This window comes from Paraconexibacter sp., from assembly GCF_059438195.1.
In genome coordinates this window covers 1-18399 of sequence record NZ_JBLKKY010000002.1, presented here as the reverse complement: position 1 = coordinate 18399, position 18399 = coordinate 1, and the positions used below count along the sequence as shown (strand labels likewise).

Below are 18399 nucleotides of genomic sequence, written 5' to 3'. Positions count from 1 at the left end.
CGAGGACGAGGACGTGGCCGCCGACGATCGCGAGCACGACGCGGACGAGGAGCGCCTCGCGCTCCGGCTCCGGGTCGAGCGCCTCGAGCGCGAGCTGGAGGTCGCGAACGTCGCGCTCGGCCAGCGGACGGCGCTCCTCGACGTCCTCGGCGGCTCTCGGCTCTGGCGGGGGGTCGCTCGGGCGCGGCGGTGGCGCGAGATCGTCTCGCCGGCGGCCGCGGTCGCCGCCGGCCATGACGCGGGGCTCGCGGCGGGGGTCGCGCGCATGCCGCTCGCCGGGCTCCTCGCCGAGGCGGGCGCGGACGCGGAGTGGCGGGACGAGATCGACGTCGCCGGGGTCGTGCTCCCCGGCGTCCTCGCCGATCCCCCGGCCACGCTCAGCTGGCGGATCGACGCGACGGGGTCGCGCGTCGCCGTCCGGACGTTCGCGGCGCTGCGCCCCGGAGCGTGGCTGCACAACCGCGGCGGCGTCCGCTTCCGGCTGACGGCGCGCGAGACCTCCGGCGCGGTCCGCGCGGAGACGGCCGTCGACGTCCACCCGGCGGGGAGGCCGGCGGACCGCCGCTGGATCCCGCTCACGCTCGACCTCGGGGACGACGCGGGCGCGGTCGTCGTCGAGCTGGCGACCGACGTCCCCGGGGACGCGGATCCGTCGTTCTCCTGGGCGGCCTGGGGGGATCCCGTCCTCCTCGTCGCCGAGCCGGGCGTCGCCCCGGACGCCCTCCCGAGCCGCGCCGCGGCGCTGCGGGCGGCGGTGCGCGGGCGGTCGCGCGGGACGGAGACTGCGACCTCGGAGCGGGTCGCCGCGGAGGCGGCGCCGGCCGTCTCGCTGCTCATGCCGGTCCACGATCCCGACCCGGGCCTGCTGCGCGCGACGCTCGACTCCGTGCGCGCGCAGACCGACGGCACCTGGCAGCTCTGCGTCGCCGACGACGGGTCCCAGGACCCGGCGGTCCGCGAGCTGCTGCGCGAGGCGGCCGGCGACCCGCGGATCGTCGTCGACCGCAGCGAGGAGGCCGGCGGCATCTCGGCCGCGACCGGCCGTGCCCTCGCGCTCGCGACCGGCGAGCACGTCGCGACGCTCGATCACGACGACCTCCTCGCGCCCGACGCGATCGCCGCGGTGCGCGCCGAGCTCGCCCGGCGCCCCGACGTCGACGTCCTCTACAGCGACAACGACAAGGTCGAGGGGGCGGGGACGCGCTTCGCCCCCGCCCTCAAGCCGGGCTGGGCCCCCGACTACCTGCGCTCGTGCATGTACACGCTGCATCTCGGCGTGTACCGGCGTGCCCTCGTCGAGGAGGTCGGCGGCTGGCGGTCGGCGCTCGACGGCGCGCAGGACCACGACCTCGTGCTGCGCCTCTCGGAGCGCACGGACCGCATCGCGCACGTCCCGCGCACCCTCTACTCGTGGCGCGCGCACTCCGGCTCCGCGTCTCTCGACGCCGCCGCGAAGGACGTCGCGTTCGACCGCGGCGCGCAGGCGGTCGCCGAGCACCTCGCGCGCTGCGGCGTCGACGCGACCGCCGAGAGGCTCCCGGTCCCTGGGCGCTACCGCGTCGTCCACCCGCGGGGGAGCGAGCGCGTCGCCGTCGTCCGCGTCGACGGGCACGGCGAACTCCGGGAGCGGGCCGGGGACGCGGACGTCGTCGTCCTCACGGCACTCGACGCCGAGCCGGTCGCGGAGGCCTGGGAGGCGGAGCTGTGCGGCCCGCTGCGGGAGCCGGGGGTCGGCGCCGTCGCGCCCGTCGTCGTGGACGCCGCGGGCCGCGTGGTCGAGGCCGGACGCGCCCTGATCGCCGGACTGCCCCTCCCCGTGCACCCGGGGGCGCCGGTGACCGGGGACGAGGTCCCCGACGAGCTCACGATGGTGACGAACCGCTCCGCCGCGGGCGGCGTCGTCGCCGTCCGCGCCGCGGACCTCGAGGCGCTCGGCGAGCTCGACGCGCTCGCCCTCGTCCGCCTCACGGCGGCGCTCACGGCGCGCGGCGCGCGGCTCCTCGTCACGCCGCACGCGCCGTGGCGGGTCGCTGGGGCGGCGCCACCCGCGGACGTCGCCGCCCTGCGGCGCTTCGCCGCCGCGCACGCGGGCCGCCGCGACCCGCTCTACAGCCCGCGGCTCTGGCAGGACCGCGCCGCGCACGTCGTCCCCCGGGCGCTCACCGGCCGGCTCCTGGCGGACGTCGCGACGTGAGCGCCCCCGGGGTGAACGTGGTGGGCTACCTCCGCTCGGAGTCGGGGGTGGGACAGGCCGCGCGTGCGGTCGTCGCGGGTCTCGACGCCGCGGGCGTCCCGCTGCTGCCCGTCCACCCGCCCGACGTGCCGCCGTCGCGTCAGGGCGTCGCCTTCGCGACCGTGCCGCCCGAGCGGGCGGTGTTCCCGACGCATCTCCTCGCGATCACCGCCTTCGAGACGCCGGGATTCGCGGAGCGGGTCGGCCCGCGGTTCTTCGCCGACCGTCGCACCATCGGGCTGTGGTGGTGGGAGGTCGACGTCTTCCCCGAGATCATGCACCCGGGGTTCGACCACGTCGACGAGGTCTGGGCCGGCTCCGAGCACATCGCCGCGGCGATCCGGCCGGTCGCGGGCGAGACGCCGGTCCGCACGGTCCGCGTGCCCGTCCACGCGCCGAGGGCGAGCGGGCGGACCCGGGCCGGCCTCGGCCTGCCCGACGGCCCGCTCTTCCTCCTCGTCTTCGGCTACTACTCGAGCGTCGTGCGCAAGAACCCCGCCGGCGCGATCGAGGCGTTCACGCAGGCGTTCGCCCCCGGTGAGGCGTCGCTCGTCGTGAAGTGCATCGACCACGAGGCGCATCCCGCCGAGCACGCCGCGCTCGAGGCGCTCGCGGCCCGCCACCCGGACGTCCACCTGCGGCCCGGCTACCTCGACGCCGCCGAGATGGACGACCTCCTCGTCCATGCCGACGCCGTCGTCTCGCTGCACCGCGCCGAGGGCTTCGGCTTCACGCCCGCCGAGGCGATGGCCGCCGGCAAGCCGGTCGTCGCGAGCGGGTACTCCGGCAACCTCGACTACATGACCGCCGAGAACGCCTTCCTCGTCGGCGGGAGGCTCGTCCCGATCGGGGACGACGGCGCGCCCTATCCCGCCGACGGTCGCTGGTGGGACCCGGACCTCGACGAGGCGGCGGCGCACATGCGGCGCATCGTCGAGGACCCGGCCGAGGCGCAGCGCCGCGGCGAGCGCGCGGCGCGCGACATGGCCGAGCGCTACTCGGCGGCCGAGACCGGCGCGACGATGCGCGACGCGCTCGAGGCCGCGGGGGCATCGGCGCGGGCCCCGCTCGCGGCACGCTGGCGCGCGCGCCGGCTGCGCGCCACCCGTCGCTGAGGTCAGCCCGGGGGCGCCGGCGCCGGCACCGGCACGCCGAGCGGAGGCACCTCGATCCCCCACACGCTGCCGACGCGGGAGAGATCGACCGTCGCGCCGTCGTCGAGGACGGCGACCGCCTCGTTCGCGAACCTCTCGCGGCGCACGTCGGTGACGGATCGGACGGCGACGCCGTCGCCGATCTCGGCGTCGACCGCGGCCTCGCAGCTGCCGGCACCGCCGCTCGCCCGGATGAAGGCGTCGCGCTGCGTCGGAGTGAGGAGCTCGCACACGCGGCTCTCGTCGCCCGCGGCGCGGGCATCGAGATAGTGCCGCGCGAGGAGTTCGACCGCCGCGTCGTTGTCGTCCTCGTAGCCGCAGCCGGCGACGAGGAGCACCGCTGCGCCGACGGCGAGAGCAAGTCGCCTCACGATCCGCCTCCGGGCCGGCCGAGCGCGACGTGGACGTAGTGGACGCGCCCGCCGGCCCACTCGCCGCGCCCGATGACGCGTGGAGCGACGCCCGCCGTGCGCATCGGCGCGACCGCGGCCGCCGCCTTCCCCGGCGTCTCTGCGACGACGACGACCTCCGCGGTCGTCGGCTGGCGCAGCATGCGGAGGTCCGCCGGGCTCGGCTCGCCGATCGGGTTCTGCGCGAACGGGTCCTGGACGCCGCCGCCCTGGTGAGGAAGGGCCGACCAGCCGATGAAGAGCGGCTCGGTGGCGAAGTCGCTGAGGAGGAGGACCTGGCCGTCGGGCTCGCCGCGAGACACGAGGTCCATGAGCTCCTCGGAGGCGCCGTACAGCGCGACCTCGTCGGAGCCCGAAGCGGCGAAGTCGCCCGTGTTCGCGACCCCCGCCTTGCCCGCCGGCGTGAGCTCCCACATCATCACGAGGCCTGCGAGCAGCCCCGCGGCGACCGTCGACCGCGTGGCGCGAGTCGCCGTCGCGACGACGGGGACGGCGACCGTGACGATCAGGAGCACGACGAGCAGTGCCGTGCTCGTGCGCACCTCGTCGTAGAAGGAGACCGCGTCGTCCGCGGCGAGGCGGATGGCGAGGCCGGTCGCCGCCGACGCGGCGACCATCGCGACCGCGACACGGGCTCCGGAGGACCCCTCGTCGCGCCGCGTCCACTCATGGGCGAGCAGGCCGAGCCCGAGGACGATCGTCACCGCGGTCCCGCTGTAGGCCCACCACGTCTCGATCACCGAGGACGTCATGAGCCAGCGGTACGTCCACAGGGTGCCCGTGTAGACGATCGCCGCCTGCGCGACCCGGGCGGGGACGTCGGTGCCGAGGATGCGCCCGCGCATCGTGATGACCAGGGCGAGGATGACGACGACGGGCGCGTAGATCCGCGGCTCGTTGCGCAGCCACTCGGAGGCGGGGACCTGGAACGGCGCGGCGCGGCGCTCGTTGTCGTCGAGGAAGTTCAGCGTGGGCTCGACGAGATCGGCGGGCGAGAGTCCGCCGAGCTGGACGACGTAGAGCAGCCAGCCGCCAGCGAAGACGGCGACGGCGCCGGCGGCGGCCGCGGCCGCGCGGCGCAGGAGCTCGACGACCTCCGGCCGGCCGCCGCGCAGGGCGGCGACCGCCTCCGGCAGAGCGATCGCGACGACGACGGGGAAGGCGACGGCGTTCGCGAACATCGCGATCGAGACGAGGCCGCCGGCGGCGGCCGCGGACCCGAGGCGCGCGCGTCGGGAGGTCCCGAGATGCCACGCGGCGATCGCGGCGATGCTCGCCGGGATCATCACGTAGGTCGTGTAGTCCCAGAGCACGCCGCGCAGGTAGAACGGCGTGAGCGCGACGAGGAGGACCGTCCCCGCCGCGACGGGCCGGGACGCGAACCGCCGGAAGAGTGCGTACACCGCGACGCCCGTCGCCACGAGGATCGCGTAGCGAAGGACGAGGTATCCGCCGACGGGCCCGAGGAGCGCGGACGACCACTCGATGGGAAGGATCGCGGGGAAGCGGACGCCGTAGTACGAGAAGCCGAAGTTCTCGATGAGCGTCCCGAGCTGCCACCCGTGACCCGAGTAGAACCACGCGTCCGGATGCGAGAGCTGGTTGACGAGCGGCGCCCGGAGGGCGGCGACCGCCACCAAGGGCGCGAGGAGGACCGCGACGAGCCCGAGGCGATCGGTGAGGAGGCCCGCGAGCCGCGAGCGCGGCTCACGCGGCCGCGCGTCACCGGGCATCGGCGCCCTCGCCGGGCTTTCGCGTCACCCGCACGAGGTCGTAGCGCAGCTCGCCGTCGGCGAGCGCGCCCGCGCGCACCCGCTCGCCGCGCGCGCCGGCCCGGGCGAGCGCCCTCCGCGCCGCCGCGATCTGCGCCGCCTGCGGCGCGAGCACGAGCACGTGCGTCACGGCGGGCGCCTGCAGGCGCGCGACGCCGAGCGGGGTCACCGCGGAGACGGGCTCCGGCACGCCGACGACGTTGAGCGTCTGCCCGTAGTGGATGAGGTCGATCCACGCGACCTGCGTGATCGGGGCGTTCCCGGGATACCAGAGCAGGATCTCCTCGCCGGGCCGCTCGTTGTCGCGGATGAGCTCCGCGACCTCCTTCGCCGCCGGGTAGGCGTCCCACTCGAGCGACGCGTCGTCGCTGAAGATGCCGGTCTCGCCGCGCGCGTCGAGCGTCGTCGGCGCGTAGAGGAAGACCTGGACGATGACGAGGGCGCCGACGGCGGCGGCGAGCCCGGCCGTCGCCTGCCGGCGCACCGCGACGACCGCGGCGAGGACGAGCCCCGCCCCGAGGACGAGGAAGCTCGCGCCGTCGCCGGTCATCCAGTCGTAGGCGTCGAGGGCAGCGCCCTCGCCGAGCCGGATGACGAGCGCCGTCGCGACCGCCCCGCCGACGAGCCAGGCGACGCGCCGGCGGGCGTCCGCCGCGCCCTCGGCGAGCGCCGAGAGGAGCACGCCGGCGGCCGGGACCATGAAGATCGCGACGACGTTGAACGCCCACCAGGTCTCGAGCACCGACGAGGTGACGCCGAAGCGGTAGAGCCACAGCAGGGCGGTGAAGCCGAGGAGGCACTGCGCGACGCGCGCGCGGATCGTCGTCGAGAGGGTCTCGCGCCCGAGCGCCGCCGCGGTCGCGATGCCGAGGAGCACCGGCGCCCACAGTCGCGGCTCGTTGTCGATCCAGGCGCTCACCGGGAGCTGGTACTGCGCCGAGTTCTCCTCGTTGTTGGAGAGGAAGTCGATGGTCGGGCGCAGGAGGTCGTCGGGGCCGAGTCCGCCGAGGACCACGAGGTAGCCCAGGTAGCCGACGACGAAGGTGCCCGCGCCGCAGCCGAGCCCGACGAGCGTGCGGCGGGCGAGAAGCGAGACGGCGCCGTCGCGGCGGCGGACCGCGGCGACGGCCTCGACCGCGAAGAGGACGAAGAGGGCGAGGCCCATGATCGCGTTCGCGAACACCGCGATCGAGAGCGCGACGCCCGCCGGGATCGTCCATCGCGCGGGCCGGTCGTCCGCCCAGAACCAGAGCGCGAGCCCGGTGACGCCGGCCGAGACGACGACGAAGCTCGTGTAGTCCCACAGGAGCATGCGCGTCCAGAACGCGTTGACGAAGAGCAGGACGACCGCGCCGAGCGCGACCGGCGCCGACGCGAAGCGGCGCGCGAGCGCGTAGACCGCCGCCGCGCTCACGACGGCGAGCACGTAGCGCAGGACGACGTAGCCGAGCTGGGCGCCGAAGACCTTGTCGAAGATCCCGATCGAGAGGATCGGCGGGAAGCGGACGGCGAAGTAGTTCCAGCCGTAGACGTCGAAGTGGTGCTTGGGCGTCCAGGCGTAGCCGCTGTAGAACCAGGCGTCGGCGAACTCGAGCTGGTTGATGAGCGGGAGCCGGAGCGCGAGGACCGTGACGATCGGCCCTAGGAGGAGGACCGCGAGGACCGGCCGCGGGACGGCGCTCAGCCGGAGGTCGCGTGGCCGGTGCATTCGAGGATGCAGTGGGTGAACGGGATGCGCAGGAGGTCGCCGCGGACGTGGACCTCCACGTCGGCGAAGGACGAGCGCGCGAGGTCGGCGTAGCCCTCGGGACCGAGGACGTGCTCGCCGCGGTCCCGCGAGATGACGGCGCGGGCGGCCCGCGACTGCTCGGGCGCGAACACCGGGTCGACCGTGACGCAGCGGCCCTCGGGCTTCAGCGCCCGCGCCGCCGAGGCGAAGAGCCCGCGGCAGCCGTCGGCGTCGATGTGGTGCAGCACGCCGAAGACGATGACGAGGTCGAAGTCGCTCCCGACGTCGAAGTCGGTCGCGTCGCCGGCGATGTACTCGCCGCGGCCGGGGTAGCGCTCCCGCGCGTTCGCGATGTAGGCCTCGCTGTGGTCGATCCCGACGTAGTCGACGTCGCCGAGGTACGGGAGCAGCTCGGCGGGTCCGCAGCCGAGATCGAGGACCTTGTCGCCCGGACGGGGGCGCACGTACTCCCGCACGAGCGTCGTGCGGCTGCGCTGCGCGCCGACCGCGTCGGACCACAGCGAGTAGATCCGCGGCAGCGAGAGCGCGGAGCGGATGCCGGTCGTCGTCTCACCCATGGCGGTCGAGGCTCCTGTGCACGACGTCGACGACCCGCTCGGTGTGCGCCTCGGTCATGCCGACCCAGAGCGGGAGCCGCAGGAGGCGGGCGCTCACGTCGTCGGTGACGGGCAGCTCGTCGGCGCCGGTGCGGCCGAAGCGCTGGCCGGCCGGCGCGCTGTGGAGCGGCACGTAGTGGAAGACGGCGGCGATGCCCTCCTCGCGGAGGCTGTCGAGCATCGCGTCACGCATGTCCGCGGTCGGCATGAGGAGGTAGTAGAGGTGCGCGTTGTGGGTCGCGGCGGCGGGCACGATCGGGCGGCGCAGCCGCCCCTCGGCCTCGAGGTCGGCGAAGCCCGCGTGGTAACGGTCCCAGATCGCGAGGCGGCGCGCCGTGATGTCGCGCGCCTCCTCGAGCTGCGCCCAGAGGAAGGCGGCACCGAGCTCGGAGAGGACGAACGAGGAGCCGATGTCGACCCACGAGTACTTGTCGACCTGCCCGCGGAAGAACGCCCGGCGGTTCGTGCCCTTCTCGTGGATGATCTCCGCCCGCTCGACGAGCGCCGGGTCGTTGATGATGAGCGCGCCGCCCTCGCCGCTGATGACGTTCTTCGTCTCGTGGAAGCTGAGCGCGCCGAGCTCGCCGAAGGTGCCGAGCGCCCGGCCCTCGAGCGTCGAGCCCAGCCCTTGCGCGGCGTCCTCCATCACGAGGAGATCGCGTCGGTCGGCGAGCGCGCAGATCTCCGTCATCGCCGAGCCGACGCCCGCGTAGTGGACGGGGGCGATCGCGCGAGTGCGGTCGGTGAGCGCCGACTCGACGAGCGCCTCGTCGATGTTGAGCGTGTCCGGGCGGACGTCGACGAAGACCGGCGTCGCGCCACGAAGCACGACGGCCGTCGCGGTCGACGTGAAGGTGAAGGACGGCACGATGACCTCGTCGCCCGGCCCGAGGTCGGCGAGGATCGCGGCCATCTCGAGCGCGCCCGTGCACGAGTGCGTGAGGAGGACCCGCGCGGCCCCCAGCTCGCGCTCGAGCTGCGTCGTGCAGCGCTCCGCGAACGGGCCGTTGCCCGAGAGCATGGCGCCCTCGATCGCCTCCTGGACGTAGGCGAGCTCGCGGCCGGTGACGTAGGGCTGGTTGAACGGGACGCCCTGCGCGTCGTGCGCGCCGCCCACTACCCGCGGCTCCCCAGGACGAGCCCCGCGACGATGAGGAACGCGCCGACCAGCTTGAGGGCGGTGATCGACTCGTCGAAGAAGATGCCGCTGAGGACGAGGACGATGATGAACGAGGCCGCGATGAACGGATAGGCCTTCGACAGCTCGAGGTGGCTGAGGGCGGCGATCCACGCGGCGGCGGCGACGCCCGTCGCCGCGAGCGACGTGAGCATCCACGGGTTCGTGATGAGCCCGAAGAGGTAGTCGAGGCGCTCGCTCGTCGAGCCGGGGAACACGCCGGCCTTCGAGGTCTGCCACTTCACGATCATCTGCCCGTAGGCCGTGCACACGACCGTGATCGCGACGTAGAGGTAGGCGGTGTCGATCATCGGTCGTCTTCCCAGCGGGCGAGGCCGATGCCGGTCGCTCCGTAGTCGTTGCCGTTGTAGAGCATCCAGCGCGAGCCGGCGTGGTCGAAGACGCATCCGTACTCGACCGAGCGCGACTCCCAGCCGTCGCCGGTCGCCTGCAGACCGCCGGCGCCCTCGACACGATCCCACGTCCGGCCGTCCGGCGACTCCGCGAGGGCGATGCGGTAGGCGTCGCCGCGGACCGAGAACCACATCCGGTACGCGTCGGGGTCCCGGACGACGCTCGGCCGCGCGATCGCGTACTCGGTCTCGTCGGCGAAGTCGATGCACACGTCGCCGGTGAGCGTCCAGTCGATCCCGTCGTCGGAGACCGCGTGCTCGATCCGGTAGTAGTGCTTGGGGCCGTCGGGCGTCTGCTCCCAGCGCACGCCGTTGGTGTGCCACAGCCGCCACACGTCGCCCTCGATCGCCACCCACGGGGACGTGGCGAGGTACGGGTGGTGACGGGTGCGGCCGACGACCGGCCCGTCCGAGGCGCGGGTGAACGTCGCGCCGCCGTCCGTCGAGATCGCGAGGCCGATGTAGGTCGCGAACGGGACGGTCCGGCCGAGCGCCCAGCCGATGTAGTAGAGGAAGAGGTCGCCCTCGTGCTCGACGATCGACGCGCCCATCGCCCCGCTGTCGTCGAAGCCGCCGAGCGGGCCCGGGCGGACGACCGGATCGGGGCGCGGCGCGAAGCGCGTGCGGCCATCGGCGTCGAGCTCGAGCTCGCCGACCCCGGTGACGCTGCGGCCGTCCGCGTCACGCGAGGAGAAGTACATCTCGAGGCCGCCGCTCGTCGCGCGGACGAACGGCACCATCGCGTGCGAGACCGCCCAGTCGCCGATGGCGAGCGAGTCGACGACCCGCCCGATGCGCTGCCAGCCCACGACGCGCCGCCTAGAAGTTGACGTCCCAGCTCTTCAGCTTGTAGGGCTTCGTGCCCGGCACGCTGAGGACGTCGCCCTCCTCGGTGTCGCGCGAGACGACCGCGCCGGCGCCGATGATGCACTTCGGCGCGACCGAGACCCCGTCGTGGAACGTCGCGTTGACGCCGACGAAGACGTTGTCCTGGATGCGGCAGTTGCCCGAGACGACGGCGTGCGAGGCGATGAAGACGTTGTTCTCGATCGTCGTGTCGTGGCCGATGTGGTTGCCGCTCCACAGCACGCAGTTGTTGCCGATCGACACCCCGGGCTGCACGACGTTCGCCTCGAAGATGAACGTGTTCTCGCCGATCGGGAGGTCCGGCCAGACCATCGCCTTCGAGCACACGTAGGTGACGAACTCGTAGCCGGCGGCCTTGCACTCCTCGTAGATCTTCTGGCGGACCTGGTTGACCTTCGAGAACCCCGCGGCCACGAGCATCTTCACCTCGCCGGGCCCGTGCTGCTCGCCGAGCTCCTCGTAGGGGAGGATCGGCAGGCCGTTCAGCTCCTTCGCGTCGACGTAGTCGCCGTGGGCCGTGAACGCCACGACCTCGTGCTCGGAATCCAGGTCGAGGTAGTGATGGGCGACCCGGCCGTAATCGCCGATGCCGAAGATGATGACCTTGCTCACGCTTCGCTCCGTTTCTGGTTCGCGGGGGGACGTCCGTCGGTGCGGACGAGAAGGGTGAACTCGTAGAGCCCGTAGTCGTGCACGAGGCGCACGTCGCGCGAGTGCGCGCGCAGGCAGTGGTCGAGCAGCGCCGCCGGGTCGGCGTAGTGGAGGTCGGGCCGCATGCGGTCGGCGTCTGCGTGTCCGGTGAGCGCGTTGAAGGCGAAGCCCTTGTCGCTCACGACGGCGAGCCGGTCGATCGTCGCGAGGACGTACTCCCGCCAGCGCTCCTCGCGCACGTCGAGCCGCACGTTGAAGATGCCGCTCGCGATCGTGTAGTCGGCGCTGCCGATCTCGGTCTCGTCGGCGGTGAAGCGCACGCCCTCGGAGCCGCCGTGGATGCGCCGGGCCTCCTCGACCATCGTCTCGGAGACGTCGTAGCCGACGTAGGTGAAGGACGGGAACCGCTGCCGCAGGACGTCGACGAGAGCGCCGTAGCCGCAGCCCCAGTCGATGATCGAGAACGGCTCGCCCGGCTCCCGCACGACGGCGAGCAGCTCGTCGAAGCGGACCGACTGACTCTCCTCGCCGTTCCAGTCGACCCCGCGCGGCGTCGTGCCGAACTCCCGGACCCGACCCGTGTAGTACGCCTCGACGGGGGCGATGACGTCCTCGTCGCTCACGCGCGCGCCCCGGCGGCGGGAAGGACGAGGTCGCGGGCGCCGTCGCCGGCGTTGAGGAGGACGTCGAGGACGCTCACCTGCGGGTCGAACGGCGGATGGACCTGCTCGTAGTCCGGGAACGGCCCGTACTCGTGCCAGGCGACCGTCATCCCCTTCTCGTGGAAGCGCTCCTCCTCGAGGTACGACTTCGCCGCCGGCCCCGACACGTACTCCGTCGCGCCCGCGCTCGTGCAGATGCCGAGGAGGCGGTCGGTCTTCGTCCCCTGGGCGCCGTGGTCGCGAGACCACGTGATCGGCGTCGTGATGCCGAGGCGCTCGCAGATGCGCGTGAGGAAGTGGTGGTTGACGTCGCTGAGCATCTCGGACGGGACGGTCTCGTAGAGCTCGCGGACGAAGTCCCCCGCCTCGCCGAAGCCGGCGGCCTTCGCGTAGTTCTGGCGGATCTTCTGCCAGTGGGCGTCGGGCCAGGCCGGGTCGGCGACGCGGGTCTCCTGGATCGCCTGCTCGTACTTGCCCTTCACGTCGACGGCGATCGTGAGCCACTGGGCGCCCTGTGGCGTCTTGATCTTGTTGCGGTTGCGCCAGTCACGGCGCGTGTACTGGGCGTCGTCGAGCAGCACGAACTCGTCGACCGAGTCGATGAGCTCGAAGTAGCCGCGCCACGGGACGTAGTTCGACTGGACGATCGCGACGCGCTTCACGGCGTCGGGCCCTCCTCGCCCGACGCGGCGACCATGTGCCGGCGCTCGACGACGGGATCCTCCTCGTCGTCGGGCGCGCCGACGCGGCTCTGGACGACGTAGAGCGGCCTGCCCTTCACCTGCTCGAAGATCTTCCCGACGTAGAGCCCCGTCACCCCGAGGCTGGTGAGGATCGCGCCGCCGACGATGAGGATGAGGACGGCGAGGCTCGTGAAGCCGGGCAGCGGCCGGTCGACGAAGTACAGCCCGACGAACAGCGCGGCGAGGACGCCCCCGAGCGCGGCGAACATGAGGCCGACGTACATGCTCCAGCGCAGCAGCTTCGTCGTCTGGAAGAACATCCCGTCGATCGCGACCTTCATGAGCTTCGAGAAGGTGTACGACGAGCGACCCGACTCGCGGTGCGAGTACTCGAGGTCGAGCACGGCGCGGTCGAAGCCGAGCCAGTGGACGATGAGCATGTACTGCCGGTCGCGGTCGCCGAGCGAGAGGAAGGCGTCGACGACGGTCCGCGACAGGAGGCTCATCGTCGAGTACTCGGTGTCGATCTCGGTGTCGAGCAGCTTGTTGCGGAGCTTGAAGTAGGCGCGCGTGAGGAACTGCCGGGTGCGCGACTGGTTGCGCTTGTCGCGACGCGTCAGGACGATCTCCGAGCCCGCTCGACCCTTCTCGAGGAGCTGCGGGATGACCTCCGGTGGCTCCTGGAGGTCGCAGTCCATGACGACGACCCACTCGCCCCGCGCCTCGGTGAGGCCGGCCGTGATCGCGGCGTGCTGACCGAAGTTGCGGCTGAGGCGGATCGCGCGGATCCGGGGGTCGCGCGTCGCGACCTCGGCGAGCCAGGCCCAGGCGCCGTCGGGGCTGGCGTCGTCGACGAGGACGGCCTCCCAAGAGGGGACCGTCGCGTCGAGCGACTCGTGCAGCCGGCGAACGAGGGCCTCGAGGCAGTCGACGCAGCCGTAGACGGGGACGACGACGCTGAGGACGGGACCGGCCGGCCGCGGGGATGGGGGATCCTCGTGGCTGCGGATCGTCGGATCGTACTGGGGATTCACCGCAGGAGCGGGCGGGACGCGACGATGCGCGCGGGTCGGAAGCGGTCGCGGACGACGCGACCCCTCGCGAGGTCGACCTCGAGGATGCCGGTGGTCGAGGTCCCCGGCGAGACCGCCGAGAACACGAAGTTGCCGAGGCTGTAGGCGACGAGACGGCCCTTCCGCGGCCGGCGGATCGGCTGGAGGACGTGCGGGTGATGCCCGAGGACGGCGGTCGCGCCGGCGTCGATCGCGAGGCGGGCGAGCGACCGCTGCTGCGCGGACTCCCGGCGGTCCTTCTCGATGCCCCAGTGGAAGCTCGCGACGACGACGTCGGCCTCCCGGCGGGCGCGGCGGATGCTCGCCCGCACGCGGCCGGGGAACGCCCAGGCGCTGCCCGGCCGGTCGCCGACGGCGCGGAAGTCGAAGGGGAGGATGTTCCCGAACGCGACGAAGGCGACCTTCAGGCCGAGCGCCTCGACGACCTGGTGGCGATAGGCCGCTGCCTCGGTCGCGCCCGCGCCGACGGGTGTCATCCCGTAGCGCCGGGTCGCGCGCAGGGTGTCGAGGAGCGCGGTCCGTCCGTAGTCGCCGGAGTGGTTGTTCGCGAGGCTGAGGACGTCGAGGCCGCCGCGGCGGGCGGCCGCACGCAGGGACGACGGGCGGCCGCGGAAGGTGAACGTCTTCGCGATGGCGGAGCCGCGCAGGCTCACGGCGCACTCGAGGTTGCCGACGGCGATGTCGGCGGCCCGCAGCCGCCGTCCGACGCTCGTCCACGGGTAGCCCGTGCCGTGGCGGGCGATCATCGCGCCCGGGCCGTCGCCGAGGTTGATGTCGCCGACGGCGGCGAGGCGGAGCGGCCGGACGTCGATGCGCACGCTCCGCGAGATCCGGCCGTCGGCGGTCTCGGCCCGCAGGCGCAGCTCGCCGGCCTCGTCCGGGGCGCGGAACACCGTGGCCTGCCCGACCTCGGTGATCGGCTCCCCGCGGTTCACCCAGTCGCCGTCCCGGCGCTGCTGGATGCGGATGGGGCGCGGCATGTCCTCCGTGCGGACGACGACGCGGCCGCCGGGCGCGACCTCGTCGTCTGCGAGGACCCGCGCGTCCTCGACGACCGGGGAGGGCACCGGGGCGGGGGCGGCGGGCACGGGCGTCTGCGCCGAGGCCGGCGATGACGCGGCGGCGGCGAGGAGGACGAGCGCGAGCGACACGCGACGCACGGGCCGGATCCTCGCAGGCGCGAGACTGTCGCGTGTGACCGCGTCCCCGGCCGCCTCACCGCGTCTCGCGCTCGTCGCGTGCATCCTCGGCTCGGCGGTCGTCTTCATCGACACGACGGTCGTCAACGTCGCGCTCCCGGCGATCCGCGACGACCTCGACGCGGGGCTCTCCGGCCAGCAGTGGGTCGTCGAGGCCTATCTCCTGCTGCTGTCGTCGTTCGTCCTCGCGGGCGGGGCGCTCGGGGACGTGCTCGGGCGGCGGCGGGTCTTCGAGTGGGGCATCACGGGGTTCCTCGCGACGAGCCTCCTCTGCGCCGTCGCGCCCACCGTCGAGACGCTCGTCGCGGCTCGGGCGCTGCAGGGCCTCGCAGGAGCCCTGCTCGTGCCGAGCACCCTCGCGATCATCACCGAGACGCATCCCGATCCCGTCGAGCGCGCGAAGGCGATCGGCGCGTGGACGGCGGGGACGAGCGCGGCGATCGCGATCGGGCCGCCGGTCGGGGGGCTGCTCGTGGACGCCGTCTCGTGGCGCCTCGTCTTCGCGATCAACGTGCCGATCCTCGCGGTGACGCTGTGGCTCGCGATCCGGCACGTCCCCGACCTCGCGCCGCCCGCGGGCGAGGAAGGGCGGGTCGACTGGGTCGGCGGGCTGCTCGCCGCGGGCGGGCTCGGCGCCGTCGTCTTCGGGCTCATCGAGCAGCCGGACGAGGGGTGGGGAGCGCCGCTCGTCGCCGGCCCGCTCGTCGCGGGGGCGGCGCTGCTCGCCGCGTTCCTGTGGTGGGAGCGCACGACGCCGGCGCCGATGGTGCCGCTCGGGATGTTCCGCGTCCGCGACTTCTCGGTCGCGAACGCGGCGACGCTCACGGTCTACGCGGGGCTCGGGTCGGCGACGTTCTTCGTGGCGATCTTCCTGCAGCAGGTCTCGGGCTACACGGCGACGGAGGGCGGGCTCGCGCTCGTGCCGATCACGGTCTGCCTCGTGCTCTTCTCGCGGGCCTGGGGCGGGCTCGCGCAGCGCCTCGGCCCGCGACCGTTCATGACCGCGGGACCGCTGGTCATGGCCGTCGGCCTCCTGCTCTTCACGCGCGTCGACGACACCGCCCGCTACGCGGCCGAGGTGCTCCCGGCCGCGGCCGTCTTCGGGCTCGGGCTGTCGATGACCGTCGCCCCGCTCACCGCGACGGTCCTCGCGGCCGTCGAGGACCGCCGGGCGGGGGTCGCCTCCGGCATCAACAACGCGATCGCGCGGGTCGCCGGCCTGCTCGCGATCGCGGCGGTCGGCGCCGTCGTCGCCGGCCGGCTCGGGGAGTCGTCGTTCACCGACGCGGAGGTCGGGGCCGCCGTCGACGCCTTCCACGCGGGGATGATCGTGAGCGCCGCGCTCGTCGCGGCGGGCGGGGTGACGAGCCTCGTGGGGCTGTCGCGGCGGGCGTGAGGGCGTAGAACATGTGCTACGGTCGGCAGGTGTCCGACGACGTCTCCGTCCGCGAGCTGCGCAACCACACGGCCGACGTCCTGCGGAGGGTCGAGGCCGGCGAGCGCCTTCGAGTGACGGTCGACCGCCGGCCCGTCGCCGAGCTCGCCCCGCTCCCCTCGCGCCGCACGTGGGTGCCGCGGGCGCGGGTGATCGAGGGGCTCACGCAGGCCGACACAGGGCTGGGCGCAGAGCTCGCGGACGCGCTGCCGGACACCGTCGACGAGGTGTGAGGGGACTCCTCGACACCTCGGTGTTCATCGCGGGTGAGCAGGGGCGGCGGCTCGACGTCGCCGCGCTGCCCGACGAGGCGGCGATCTCGGTCGTCACGCTCGCCGAGCTCGAGCTCGGCATCCACATGGCGACCGACGAGGCCACGAGAGCCGTGCGCCTGCGCACGCTCGACGCTCTGCGGACGACGTACGTGGCGCTGCCGGCCGACGAGGCCGTCGCATCCGCCTTCGCAGAGCTCGTCGCGGTCGCACGCCGCCAGGGTGGACGCCCGCGGATCCAGGACGCCTGGATCGCCGCGACGGCACGCGCCCACGGCGTGCCGGTCTTCACGCAGGACGCCGACTTCGACGACCTCGAGGTCGACGTCGTCCGGGTCTGAGGCCGGGCGTGGGCGGCAGGCGCGCCGACGACGGGCGCGCGGTGGCACACTGTCTCGTCGTGAAGCAGCGCCTCGAAGGGTTCCGTCAGCGCCACCCGGTGAGCGCCGACCTCCACCGCAAGATGGCGTGGGCCGCTCTCGGCGTTCTCACGCTCATCGTCTTCACCGGTGCGGCCGTCCGGCTCACCGGCTCGGGTCTCGGGTGCCCGACGTGGCCGAAGTGCACCGACGAGTCGCTCGTCACCGAGCAGCTCGGCACGCACGAGGCGATCGAGTTCGGCAACCGGCTCGCGACGTTCTTCGTCGGGGTTCCGGCCGTTCTCGCCTTCCTCTTCGCGTGGCTGCGGCGGCCGTTCCGCAAGGACCTTCTCGTCCTCTCGGGCATCGTCGCGGCGACCGTCCCGGCGCAGGCGGTGCTCGGCGGCATCACCGTCCTCACCGGCCTCAACCCGTACACGGTCATGGGGCACTTCATGCTCTCGATGGTCGCGCTCTTCTTCGCGGTCATGGTCGTGTGGCGCACGGAGCGGGAGCGGCGCGGCGCGCCGGAGCGTCCCCGGCACGGCCGGCGCCTCGTCCTCGCGACGCGGGGCCTCGGGGTCTACGGATTCCTCGTCCTCCTCATGGGGACGGCGTCGACCGCCGCGGGTCCGCATGCGGGCGGCGACGGGACCGGCGACGTCGTCCCGCGTCTCGACTTCAAGGGCGCCGACACGCTCGACTTCGTCATCACCGGCCACGCGCGCGTCGCCGCCGTGTACGGCGTCCTCGTCGTCGCCCTGTGGTGGGTCGCCCGCCGGGCGCGCGCCGACGCGTCCCTCGTCCGGGCGCTCACGTTCGTCGCGCTCGCGATGGCGGTGCAGGGCGTCGTCGGGAACATCCAGTACCACGCCGAGCTGCCCGCCGAGATCGTGTGGGTCCACGTCGCGCTCGCCGCGCTCACGTGGAACGCGATCGTGTGGTCGGTGCTCGCGGCGGGGGTGCCGCGCGAGGAGTCCCTCGCCGAGCCGGTCGCCCCGGTCGCGGAGAGCGACGCGCGCGCGCCGGCGGGCGCGGGCGCCTGAGGGCTCGGGCGCGGGCGCACGCGGGGCGCGAGCGCCATCGCCGTCACCAAGCGGTCGGCGCGAGGGGCGAATCGAACGCGCGTTGATTTGACCCCCTATATGGGAGCGAATCGAACGCGCGTTGATTTCGCGCCCCCCTCGCGCGGGCGCCCTCCCGGTCGCGGCCCGGCGAGAACTCAGATCGGCGCGCTCTGCGGCACGCTTTGAGCTCTCGGCGGGACGGGCGCGCCGGCTGACGCCGACGGCGACGGCGCCCCGGCCCGCGCGCAGCAGCGCCCCGGCGCCGCGCCCCCACCGGCGCTGCCGACGCCCCACGCGCTCAGAACAGCGTGCCGACGACCCGCGGGGCGAACTCCGCGAGGCCGAGGAGGAGGGCTCCGGTCGTCACGCCGAGCGCCGCGGGGAGGGACTTCGCCAGGCGGCGACGGAGTCTCCGGAGGGATCGCTCCCTTCGAGAGAAGGCGCTCGCGTAGATGTGCATGGGCCGGGCCATTCGCATCCCTCTACTTCTGCGAAGTGGACCGTAGGAGGCCTGTCGGACGCAAGGATCGTTCGGGGCCGACCCTGCATCTTGCGGGGTTTTCTCCGCCGCCCACGGCGACGTGCGCTCAGGGCCGGTCAAGCGCGTGGCCGCGGCCGTCGGCGAG

Annotated in this window: 19 protein-coding genes; 6 read left to right on the top strand and 13 right to left on the bottom strand. The window is 73.8% G+C overall.

Features of this window, described 5'->3' with window-relative positions; genetic code table 11:
- Window positions 1-13: 13 nt before the first annotated feature.
- A complete protein-coding gene (locus ACME2J_RS00825) occupies window positions 14-2194 on the top strand; it encodes a glycosyltransferase family 2 protein (protein ID WP_495542957.1) in 2181 nt (726 codons plus the stop codon).
- On the top strand, window positions 2191-3348 hold the full coding sequence (locus ACME2J_RS00820; RefSeq protein ID WP_495542956.1) for a glycosyltransferase family 4 protein: 1158 nt from the start codon (window positions 2191-2193) through the stop codon (window positions 3346-3348). The genes ACME2J_RS00825 and ACME2J_RS00820 overlap by 4 nt, the downstream gene beginning before the upstream one ends.
- Window positions 3349-3350: 2 nt before the next feature.
- Here the strand turns inward: ACME2J_RS00820 and ACME2J_RS00815 are convergent, their stop codons facing one another.
- The 12 genes from ACME2J_RS00815 to ACME2J_RS00760 are packed head-to-tail and all read right to left on the bottom strand — an operon-like array spanning window position 3351 to window position 14601.
- Window positions 3351-3758 carry a hypothetical protein gene (locus tag ACME2J_RS00815; RefSeq protein WP_495542955.1) on the bottom strand — a complete coding sequence of 136 codons (408 nt, stop codon included), beginning with the start codon at window positions 3756-3758 and terminating at the stop codon, window positions 3351-3353.
- Window positions 3755-5530 (bottom strand): hypothetical protein, encoded by a 1776-nt coding sequence (locus ACME2J_RS00810; RefSeq protein WP_495542954.1) that lies wholly within the window; start codon window positions 5528-5530, stop codon window positions 3755-3757. Before ACME2J_RS00810 ends, ACME2J_RS00815 begins: the two co-directional genes overlap by 4 nt.
- The gene (locus ACME2J_RS00805; protein WP_495542953.1) at window positions 5520-7277 is read right to left on the bottom strand and encodes a hypothetical protein; all 1758 of its coding nucleotides are present in this window, start codon (window positions 7275-7277) and stop codon (window positions 5520-5522) included. Before ACME2J_RS00805 ends, ACME2J_RS00810 begins: the two co-directional genes overlap by 11 nt.
- The gene (locus ACME2J_RS00800) at window positions 7250-7876 is read right to left on the bottom strand and encodes a class I SAM-dependent methyltransferase (protein WP_495542952.1); all 627 of its coding nucleotides are present in this window, start codon (window positions 7874-7876) and stop codon (window positions 7250-7252) included. The genes ACME2J_RS00805 and ACME2J_RS00800 overlap by 28 nt, the downstream gene beginning before the upstream one ends.
- The gene (gene rffA / locus ACME2J_RS00795; RefSeq protein ID WP_495542951.1) at window positions 7869-9032 is read right to left on the bottom strand and encodes a dTDP-4-amino-4,6-dideoxygalactose transaminase; all 1164 of its coding nucleotides are present in this window, start codon (window positions 9030-9032) and stop codon (window positions 7869-7871) included. The genes ACME2J_RS00800 and rffA overlap by 8 nt, the downstream gene beginning before the upstream one ends.
- Window positions 9032-9403, bottom strand: a complete 372-nt coding sequence (locus tag ACME2J_RS00790) for a DMT family transporter (protein ID WP_495542950.1) — start codon at window positions 9401-9403, stop codon at window positions 9032-9034. Before ACME2J_RS00790 ends, rffA begins: the two co-directional genes overlap by 1 nt.
- Window positions 9400-10314 carry a glycoside hydrolase family protein gene (locus tag ACME2J_RS00785; RefSeq protein ID WP_495542949.1) on the bottom strand — a complete coding sequence of 305 codons (915 nt, stop codon included), beginning with the start codon at window positions 10312-10314 and terminating at the stop codon, window positions 9400-9402. The genes ACME2J_RS00790 and ACME2J_RS00785 overlap by 4 nt, the downstream gene beginning before the upstream one ends.
- 10 nt (window positions 10315-10324) lie before the next feature.
- A complete protein-coding gene (locus tag ACME2J_RS00780; RefSeq protein WP_495542948.1) occupies window positions 10325-10984 on the bottom strand; it encodes an acetyltransferase in 660 nt (219 codons plus the stop codon).
- Window positions 10981-11646, bottom strand: a complete 666-nt coding sequence (locus ACME2J_RS00775; protein ID WP_495542947.1) for a methyltransferase — start codon at window positions 11644-11646, stop codon at window positions 10981-10983. The genes ACME2J_RS00780 and ACME2J_RS00775 overlap by 4 nt, the downstream gene beginning before the upstream one ends.
- On the bottom strand, window positions 11643-12347 hold the full coding sequence (locus ACME2J_RS00770; RefSeq protein ID WP_495542946.1) for a WbqC family protein: 705 nt from the start codon (window positions 12345-12347) through the stop codon (window positions 11643-11645). Before ACME2J_RS00770 ends, ACME2J_RS00775 begins: the two co-directional genes overlap by 4 nt.
- Entirely contained in the window at window positions 12344-13402 is a 1059-nt protein-coding gene (locus tag ACME2J_RS00765; RefSeq protein ID WP_495542945.1) for a glycosyltransferase family 2 protein, read from the bottom strand. Before ACME2J_RS00765 ends, ACME2J_RS00770 begins: the two co-directional genes overlap by 4 nt.
- Window positions 13399-14601 carry a CapA family protein gene (locus ACME2J_RS00760; RefSeq protein WP_495542944.1) on the bottom strand — a complete coding sequence of 401 codons (1203 nt, stop codon included), beginning with the start codon at window positions 14599-14601 and terminating at the stop codon, window positions 13399-13401. Before ACME2J_RS00760 ends, ACME2J_RS00765 begins: the two co-directional genes overlap by 4 nt.
- A 34-nt stretch (window positions 14602-14635) precedes the next feature.
- On the opposite strand from ACME2J_RS00760, the gene ACME2J_RS00755 reads away from it, so the two are divergent.
- The 4 genes from ACME2J_RS00755 to ACME2J_RS00740 are packed head-to-tail and all read left to right on the top strand — an operon-like array spanning window position 14636 to window position 17752.
- Window positions 14636-16036 carry an MFS transporter gene (locus ACME2J_RS00755; protein WP_495542943.1) on the top strand — a complete coding sequence of 467 codons (1401 nt, stop codon included), beginning with the start codon at window positions 14636-14638 and terminating at the stop codon, window positions 16034-16036.
- A gap of 29 nt (window positions 16037-16065) precedes the next feature.
- A complete protein-coding gene (locus ACME2J_RS00750) occupies window positions 16066-16308 on the top strand; it encodes a type II toxin-antitoxin system Phd/YefM family antitoxin (RefSeq protein ID WP_495542942.1) in 243 nt (80 codons plus the stop codon).
- Window positions 16305-16688: a PIN domain-containing protein gene (locus ACME2J_RS00745; protein ID WP_495542941.1), complete on the top strand. Its 384-nt coding sequence runs from the start codon at window positions 16305-16307 to the stop codon at window positions 16686-16688. Before ACME2J_RS00750 ends, ACME2J_RS00745 begins: the two co-directional genes overlap by 4 nt.
- Window positions 16689-16729: 41 nt before the next feature.
- Window positions 16730-17752 carry a COX15/CtaA family protein gene (locus tag ACME2J_RS00740; RefSeq protein ID WP_495542940.1) on the top strand — a complete coding sequence of 341 codons (1023 nt, stop codon included), beginning with the start codon at window positions 16730-16732 and terminating at the stop codon, window positions 17750-17752.
- A 319-nt stretch (window positions 17753-18071) separates the two neighbouring features.
- Here ACME2J_RS00740 and ACME2J_RS00735 read toward each other — a convergent pair whose 3' ends face one another.
- A complete protein-coding gene (locus ACME2J_RS00735; RefSeq protein ID WP_495542939.1) occupies window positions 18072-18245 on the bottom strand; it encodes a hypothetical protein in 174 nt (57 codons plus the stop codon).
- Between the last annotated feature and the right edge of the window lie 154 nt (window positions 18246-18399).